We start from the raw sequence: 8578 nt of genomic DNA, 5'->3' as shown, positions 1-8578 counted from the left end.
GACGGGGTCCGGGGTTCGGGGTGTGCGCCCGAATGGGGTTGTGCGGTGGTCACGGGTGCTCCTACGTGTCGGGAGATACTCGGATGACGGTAGTGAGACCACCATCACACCGATACGGCGTGGCGCCGATCACACGCCGAGCAGCGCGCCGGTGCGCCGAACGGTCTGCCGGGCGGGACGAACGGTCGTGCCGCTCACTGCTTGCGCAGTCGCTCCACGCCCAGACCGAGGCGTTCGGGTGCGTGCATGGCCGACATGATGCGGCCGATGTCCAGCGGTATCGAGGACCGAGTCGCCAGCGACACCGTCACCATGACGGCGAAGGCGAGGGGCACGCTGACCGCCGCCGGGTAGCCGACGATCGCCGCGGCCCACCCACCCAGGAGCTGATCGGACACCCCGCCGAGCACGGCGAGGGATGCGGCGGCCGTGGAGACCCCGCCGCCGACGATCAGCCCCGCGGCGGCCCCTGCGGCGGTGAGACCGCGCCACCAGATGCCGAGCACCAGCAGCGGACACAGCGTCGACGCCGCGACGGCGAACACGAGCCCGACGGTGCGGGAGAGGTCGAGCGTCACCAGCCCGACCGACAGCAGCAGCGGACCGGTGCCGGCCACGATCGCGGCGATCCGGAAGTCGCGTACCCGCCCGCGCAGGACGTCGGTGCTGAGCACTCCGGCGATGGTCACCAGCAGTCCCGACGACGTGGACAGGAACGCCGCCATCGCGCCCGCGGCGACGAGTGCGGCGAGCAGCAGCCCCGGCACCCCGTCGATGGCCGCCGACGGCAGCAGGAGCACGGCCGCGTCGGATGCTCCGGTGATCAGCAACTGGGGAACGTACAGGCGTGCGAACACACCCAGCACCGTCGGGAACAGGTAGAACACCGACAGCAGACCCACCACGGTCAGCGCCGTCCAGCGGGCCGCCGGCCCGTCCGGGTTGGTGTAGAAGCGCACGAGGACGTGTGGCAGCCCCATCGTGCCGAGGAACGTGGCGAGGATCAGCGAGTACACCTGGTACAGCGGGAAGGGACCACCGAAACCGTTGCCGGGCGAGAGCCAGTCGGAGCCCTCGACCGGTGCGCCCGCCACCACGGGGACCGGCGATCCGGCCTCGAGTTCGAGCACCGTGCCCGACTGCAGGGTGTGGTCGCCCGCGTCGAGTGTCGTCGGTCCGTCCACCGCGGCGCCGTCGACGGTGCCGCGGACCACGACGTCGAGGTTCTCCTGCACCTGCACGACGACGTCGGTACTGATGTCGACAGTCGTGGCGGTGTCCACGGACGGCGGTGCGGGGGTGCCCATCTCGCGCGGATCGGCCGCGAAATGCACCGCGAGCACCAGCGCCGGTACCGCGACGGCCGTCAGCTTGAGCCAGTACTGGAACGCCTGGACGAACGTGATGGAGCGCATGCCGCCGCCGACCACGTTGAGGATCACGATCACTCCGATGACAGCCGCGCCGACCCAACTGGGAACGCCGAGAAGGATGTTGAGGGTGAGCCCGGCGCCCTGCAGCTGCGGGACGAGGTACAGCGCGCACACCCCGGCGACCACCAGCATGGCCAACGTGCGGAGCCGCGCCGAACCGAGGCGGAACTCGGCGAAGTCCGGCACCGTGTACGCACCGGACCGTCGCAGCGGCGCCGAGACGAACAGCAACAGCCCGAGATACCCGGCCGTGAAGCCCACCGGGTACCACAGTGCGTCGGCACCGTACTTGGCGATCAGGCCCGCGACCCCGAGAAACGATGCGGCCGAGAGGTACTCACCGGACACGGCCGCGGCGTTCCACCGCGGACCCACGCTACGGGAGGCGACGAGGAAGTCGGAGGTGGTGCGCGCCAACCGGACTCCGTACGCGCCCACCGCGACGGTGGCCACCGCCGAGAAGATGACGGCGAGCACCGTGGGGACGGACACCATCAGCGCGTGCCGGACGTGAGAGCGCCGGCCATCAGTCCTCCACCAGTTCGGTGAACTCCTGCTCGTTGCGCTCGGCCGAACGGACGAAGAGGTACCCGGCGACCAGCAGGACCGGGTACGCGGCGACGGCGAGCGACCACCACGGGACCCCGATGCCGGCGATGCGTGCGGTACCCGCGGCCGGCGCGAACACCCACACCAGCGGGACGATGCCGAGGATCAGGACGACGACGGCCGCGGTGCGCAACGCGAGCGCCAACTGTGCGCGGACCAGGCCGTTGATCATGGCCTCGCCCACCTCGGTCTGCTCCTGGACCTCCACCCGGGTGCGCACGATGCGTGCGCCGCGGCGCTGGGCCAACACCACCTTCTCTCGCTGCGCCGCCATCTCAGGAACGGTGCTGTCCGGCGAGTGCCGCTCGTGGGCCGCGGACGAGCCGATCGCGGAGTTCGCGGGTGTGGCGACGGCTCACCGGGAGCTCGACGGGTGGGCAGGCACCCGTGCCGCGCAGGCAGACCACCAGTCCGGACCCGACGGTGCGGGTCCCCCCGACCTGGCCGACGGACACGAGGTACGACCGATGGACGCGCAGGAATCCGTGGTCGGCCCAGCGGGACTCCAGCGTCGAGAGGGCGATCCGCACCAGGTGGGTGCCGGTCGTCGTGTGCAGCCGGGCGTAGTCGCCCTCGGCCTCCACCCAGACGACGGTGGATCGCGGCACCATCGTCGTCACACCGCCGAGCTCCACCGGGATCACGTCGTCCTGGTCGCTGCGCCCCGCGGGACCCGGTACCGCGCCGGACCTCTTGTCGACGACGCGGCGGACAGCGTCGGACAGGCGCTGGTCACGGATCGGCTTGAGGAGGTAGTCGACGGCCCCGATCTCGAAGGCGGCGACGGCGCGATCGTCGTGGGCCGTCACGAAGACGACCGCCGGCGGTGAGGCGAAGTTGCTCAGCACTCCGGCCAGTTCCATGCCGTCGAGTCCGGGCATGTCGATGTCGAGAAAGACACCGTCGACCGGCGCGTCGCGCAGGATGCGCAGCGCCGTGGTGGCGTCGCTCGCTCCCTCGACCGATCCGACCGCCGGGTGGCGGCGCAGCAGGTAGACGAGTTCGTCCAGGGCCGGCCGCTCGTCGTCCACGGCGAGCAGCCGCAGGGGCCGGTCGGCAGCGGGGGGCGTGGTCGCCTCGGTGGCATGGGTGGGGCTCATGGCGTCTTCATCGTGCCATGTCGCGCGCGCACGTCAGGGCCGGATGCCTGCCCGAAATTTCGGGATCCGCATACTCACCTTGGTGCCGGCGTCCGGCGCGGTCTCCACCACCAGGCCGTAGTCGTTGCCGAAGGCGGCGCGCAACCGGTCGTCGACGTTGGCGAGTCCGACGTGCACCCCCTCTTCCGATCCCAGGTCGCCGGAGCGCAGCAGTTCCGGATCCATGCCGACACCGTCGTCCTCGATGCTGATGGCCGCGTCCGTACCCGCGTCCGCCGCGATCACGGTGATACGGCCGCGGCCCCGGCCTGCGACGCCGTGGCGCACCGCGTTCTCGACGAGGGGCTGCAGCGCCAGGAACGGCAACACCACTCCGAGTACCTCGGGAGCGATCTGCACCGTCACGTCGAGGGAGTCACCGAAACGCGCGCGCTCGAGCGTGAGGTACCGGTCGATGTTGCGGAGCTCGTCGGAGAGCACCGTGAACTCCCCCGCCGTGCGGAACGAGTAGCGCGTGAAGTCGGCGAACTCGAGGACCAACTCGCGCGCACGATCGGGATCGGTCCGCACGAACGACGCGATGGTCGTCAGGGCGTTGTAGATGAAGTGCGGGCTGATCTGGGCGCGCAGCGCCCGGACCTCGGCCCGGTCGAGGCGTGCTCTGCTCGCGTCGAGTTCGGCCAGCTCGACCTGCTCGCCGACGTACCGCGCGACCTCGGTGCAAGCCCCGAGAAGACCGGGACCGGGTTCCTCCAGCGTGACCACGCCCAGCACGCAGACCACGTCGGCGCCCTCGGTGAGGACCGGCTGCACCACCACCGAACGTGCCGGGGCGTCCGCGGTCGCGGCGGTGCGCAGCAGCACCCGACGCTCGGTGTCGACGGCGCGGCGGGCGACCACGGGGAACTCGTCCAGGGTCCCGTCGACGGGACCGTCGTGGCCCAACACCGTCCCGTCCGGTCCCGCCAGGACGACGGCGGCGGCACCGGTCAGCGTGCGCAGGTGCGGCGCCGCCTCCGACGCGGACGCGGCGTCGAGGCCCCGCCGCAACGGGCGTGCCGCGAGCGACGCGGTGTGCAGCGCGGCGTGCACCGCGCGTTCGGTGGGCGTGGTCAGCGGGCGCGTCCCCCGGCGCGTGATGACGACGACCGCACCGGCGACGACCGCGGCCATCACCAACAGGACGACCGCCGTGGTGGCTGTCACGGCACCTGGTCACACGTGTTCGTCGGTTGTCCGGTTCCCGCGAACCGCTGGGTGATCCAGTCGATGCCCTCGATGTTGGCGGCCGAGTCGGCGTGGCCCTGGTCCGCCCGGACCCGGTAGTCGATGACGTCGCCCTGCGCGCACGCTCGGCGGGACGCGTCCTCGGTCCACTGCGGCAGGATGAGATCGTCTCGCGAGCCGACCAGCACCATCATCGGCGCCGCGGCCCGCCCCTGCGGTAGGGCGTTGTCCGACAACCACTCTCGAATGGCGGCGTACGCCTCCGGCGAGCTGGGGCGCACGTCGTCCGGTCCGATGGATCCCGCGGCCGTCAACTTCCCGGCGGCCAGGGGTCCCGTGCAGGCCAAGAGGACGTCCTTGTTCTCCAGCAGTCCGCCGCTGAGGAAGTCCGCGTCGGTGTACTCCGGATGGTCCACCAGGAAGCCCTCGACGACGAACGGCATGATCGCCTTCTGCGGCAACGTGAGCTGCCCCAGTCCGGACTCCGGGGCGATCGGGCTGATGTCCGCGGCCGGGGACAGGTTGGCCGATCCCAGGAACTCGAGCCCGTCGCCGTACTCCGAGGCCATCTCGGCGGCGGCCCAGGTGGCCTGCCCACCCTGCGACACGCCCAGCGCCGCCCAGCGAGTTCCGCTGCCGGGCGCCACGTTCCGCGCTGCGCGGACAGCGTCGATGATGTCGTGACCGGCCGACGGCGCGTTCAGGTACGGATGCGGATCGTCGGTTCCCAGGCCCTCGTAGTCCGTCACCGCGACGACGGCGCCGCGTTCGAGCATCGGCGTGACCAGGCCGATGGAGCCGAGCAGATTGGGATAGAGGGACGGTGCGCACTCGTCGGTCACACCCGTCGTGCCGTGCCCGACGGACACGACCGGCCATCCCCCCTCGGGCGGTGCGCCGGCCGGGACGAACACCGTGCCCGTGACGTCGACACCGCCGCCGTCCACCCCGGACGTCGAGCGGTACGTGATGCGGTGCGCCGTGGCGCCGAGATTGGTGACCGCCTGGTCGACCTGACCGAGGAGCACGTCGGCGACCAGCGAGCCGCGCTCGTCGCCCGTGGGGGCAGGAGAGCGGGGTGCCGCGTCGGTGGTCGCGTCGTTCCCCGGGGTGGGCGCGGGATCCGAGGACGCACATCCCGACAGCATCAGCATCGACGCCGCCAGTGCCGATCCCAGCAGGACCGGGACCCTGCCGCGCAGTCCTGGTCTCGAACCGATCCTGCACACGTTCACTCTCGACCTCTTTCCGCCATGAATCGCTGCAACCGTGTCTCGGTGGCGGCCTGCTCGATGTCGAGCCCGTCCAGAACCGCGGCGAGAACCTCGTCGTCGAGGTCCCCCGCGTCGCGTGCGGCGAGCAACGCCTCGCGCTGTCGCCGCAGTGCGGTGCGCCGCCATCGATCGAACACCGCGCCGGAGGACCGCGCCCGCGCGGCCCTCTCCTGATCGTCCTCGTCCTGCTCCGTCCGGAGACGGCCCAGCATCACGCGGCGCACCCGATCGACGACCTCGGCGGCCTCGGTTCCCTCGACCTTCGTCATCGCCTCGTCGAGCGACTCCTCGACCGCACGGCGGGCGATCTGCCGAGCGAGTGCGCGCTGCTCGTCGAGATGCCGGGCCTCGTCCGGGTCGGAGATGTCCAGCCGTCGGATCACCAGCGGCAATGTCACCCCCTGGATCAGCAGGGTTCCGACGGCCACGGTGAAGGCGATGGCCTGGATGACTCCACGCCCCGGGAAGTCGTCCCGCGCGAGGGTGGTGAAGGGGACACCGGCGGCCGCCGCGAGGGTCACCACTCCGCGCATCCCGGCCCAGGACAGGACGACGTTCTGGCGCCAGGTCAGTTCCGCGTCCTCGGTCGATCGAGCCCGGTGGTAGACGCGTCGCAGCGCCGAGCCGGCGAACAGCATCACCGGACGCACCGCCATGACGAGCGCGAGGACCAGAAGTCCGTACAGGAAGATGTGGTGGACGGGCAGCCCCTCGCGGCTGATGTCGTCGATGACGAACTTGAGCTGCAGGCCCATGTAGGCGAAGACGAAGGTCTCGAGGAGCAGATCGAGCGTCGGCCAGACGTGCCGCTCCTGGATTCGCGTCGGGATCGCGTCGCCGCTGCGCGCCGAACCGAGCACGAATCCGGCGGTGACGACGGCGAGCACACCCGAGGCGTGGATCTGCTCCGCGGCGAGGTAGGCGGTGAAGGGAACGAGGATGCCCAGCACGGTCTCCAGCGCGCTGTCCGCCATACGGCTGCGGACGAAGCGCACGAGTCGGCTGAGCACGTATCCCACGGCGACGCCGCCCACGACCTCGTAGACGAAGAACAGGAGCGGCGAGTCGATGCCGACCCGGCTTCCCGTCACGGAGGCGACGGTGATGGTGAACAGGGTCAGCGCCGCCGCGTCGTTGACGAGTGATTCGCCGGTGAGGATCGCCATCATGCGCGCGGGCAGACCCAGCTTGCGCCCCACGGCTACCGCGGCGACGGCGTCGGGCGGCGCGACCACGGCGCCGAGGACCAGGGCGGCGCCCAGTGTCAGCTCCGGGACGAGCCAGTACGAGAAGTACCCCACCGAGACGGTCGTGACGACGACGAGACCGACGCCGAGCCGGACGATGGAGCGGAAGTTGTGCGCGAAGGAGCGGAACGAGAAGTTCAACGCTGTCGAGTACAGCAGGGGCGGAAGGATCACGCCCAGAAGGAGTTCGGGTTCGAGAGCGGGACGCGGCAGCCCGGGGACGAACGAGGCGACCGACCCGACGGCGACGAGAACGAGGGGCACCTGCAGATCGAGGCGCTTGGCGAAGCCGGCGATGACGACGGCCCCGACGATCACCAGAAGCAGGAGCCACCCGTCCATCGACTCGACTACCGCGCGGGTCTGCTACTTCTCGGGGATCGCCTTCTTGGCGGCGTCCTGGACCTTGTCGATCTTGTCGGCGTACTTGCCCTGCGTCTTCTTGTCGGCGAAGTCCGCTGCCTTGTCCACGGCCTTCTCGATCTTGTCACTGTTCTGAGCGGCGGCCTTCTTGCCCTGGCCGATCAGCTTCTTGAGGTTGTCCACGAGTGCCATGGTCGTCACGATACCGCGCCGGACCACCAACGCCGGTGCGGGAGAGGACGCGCGAGATCGACACGCTGGCCCGGCATCGGCACCACCACCGAGATCCGCTCCGCCTCGGCGGCCGTCAGCAGCCGCTCCACGGGTTCGGACCACGGGTGGAACGCGAGGTTGAAGGTCGCCCAGTGGACGGGCACGACGACGCCGGAGGACGGGGTGCCCTGCTGCAGGTCACCGTGCGACCGCGCCGCCTCCTCGGGGTTCATGTGGATGTCCGGCCACCGGTCGTCGTAGGCACCGACGGGAAGCAGGGTCACGTCGAACGGACCGAGCCGCGCGCCGATGTCCGCGAACGCCTCGGTGTAGCCGGTGTCGCCGCCGAAGAAGGCCCGGTGCTCCGGACCCACCACCGACCACGACGCCCACTGCGTGGTGTCGCGCACCAGGGACCGGCCCGAGAAGTGTCGTGCCTCCAGGCACGTGACGGTGAGCGATCCGATGCGGACGTCGTCGTTCCAGTCGAGCTCGACGATCCGGTCCTCGGGAACCTTCCAGCGGCGCAGATGGGCGCCCACCCCCAGCGGCACCAGGAACGGCGCCGACTGCGACGTGAGCAGCGTGGCCACCGTGTCACGGTCGAGGTGGTCGTAGTGATCGTGCGAGATGACGATGGCGTCGACCTGCGGAAGCGCCTCGGCCGCAACGGGTACCGGGTGCAACCTGGCCGGTCCGAGAACCCGCGACGGTGAGACCCGCCGGCTCCAGACCGGATCGGTGAGCACGCGGTGACCGTCGATCTCGACGACCACCGAGGAGTGCCCGAACCAGGTGACGGCCAGGTCCCCGGCCTCCGCCGGCGCGAGCGGGGTGGCCAACGGCACGGCGCGCTCGGGTCGTCCCGAGCGGCCGCGCGTGAGCATCGCGGCTCCGATGCTCGCCTGCTCCCCCGCCGCGACCGGCGAGCTGCTGCGTGTGTTGTGGAACTTGCGGTCCCGGTAGTGCGAGGACGCGGCGGCGTACGGACGGATGGCACCGCGTCCGGCGCCGACGGCGGACGGCACACCCCACGCCGCGCGCGCGAGCCAGGACAACCCTGCGGCGGCGAGCCCGATGGACACTGCTGCGGTGGCTGGTTTCACGCCTCC

The 8578-nt window shown here is 71.0% G+C and carries 8 protein-coding genes; all 8 read right to left on the bottom strand.

From position 1 onward, the window contains the following. Positions 1–194 precede the first annotated feature (194 nt). Positions 195–1928: a cation acetate symporter gene (locus HQ308_RS13495; protein ID WP_056446914.1), complete on the bottom strand. Its 1734-nt coding sequence runs from the start codon at positions 1926–1928 to the stop codon at positions 195–197. Positions 1929–1959: 31 nt separating this feature from the next. Continuing rightward, positions 1960–2316 (bottom strand): hypothetical protein, encoded by a 357-nt coding sequence (locus HQ308_RS13490; protein WP_222627731.1) that lies wholly within the window; start codon positions 2314–2316, stop codon positions 1960–1962. A 1-nt stretch (position 2317) separates the two neighbouring features. Next, a complete protein-coding gene (locus tag HQ308_RS13485; RefSeq protein ID WP_222627733.1) occupies positions 2318–3142 on the bottom strand; it encodes a LytTR family DNA-binding domain-containing protein in 825 nt (274 codons plus the stop codon). 33 nt (positions 3143–3175) lie between these two features. Continuing rightward, complete coding sequence (locus tag HQ308_RS13480; protein ID WP_222646683.1) at positions 3176–4315, bottom strand: sensor histidine kinase; 1140 nt, start codon at positions 4313–4315, stop codon at positions 3176–3178. Positions 4316–4344: 29 nt separating this feature from the next. Then, complete coding sequence (locus tag HQ308_RS13475) at positions 4345–5523, bottom strand: lipase family protein (protein WP_222646681.1); 1179 nt, start codon at positions 5521–5523, stop codon at positions 4345–4347. Positions 5524–5600: 77 nt separating this feature from the next. Continuing rightward, positions 5601–7232 (bottom strand): Na+/H+ antiporter, encoded by a 1632-nt coding sequence (locus HQ308_RS13470; protein WP_222646657.1) that lies wholly within the window; start codon positions 7230–7232, stop codon positions 5601–5603. Positions 7233–7256: 24 nt separating this feature from the next. Continuing rightward, positions 7257–7445 (bottom strand): antitoxin, encoded by a 189-nt coding sequence (locus HQ308_RS13465; protein ID WP_042575922.1) that lies wholly within the window; start codon positions 7443–7445, stop codon positions 7257–7259. Between the two features lie 5 nt (positions 7446–7450). Further along, positions 7451–8572 carry an MBL fold metallo-hydrolase gene (locus HQ308_RS13460; protein WP_308115779.1) on the bottom strand — a complete coding sequence of 374 codons (1122 nt, stop codon included), beginning with the start codon at positions 8570–8572 and terminating at the stop codon, positions 7451–7453. Positions 8573–8578 lie beyond the last annotated feature (6 nt).

The sequence above is a fragment of the Rhodococcus sp. BP-241 genome (genome assembly GCF_019836145.1).
Classification (GTDB): Bacteria; Actinomycetota; Actinomycetes; order Mycobacteriales; family Mycobacteriaceae; genus Rhodococcoides.
The sequence above is the reverse complement of the archived record's forward strand: the minus strand, read 5'-3'. Positions and strand labels throughout refer to the sequence as shown.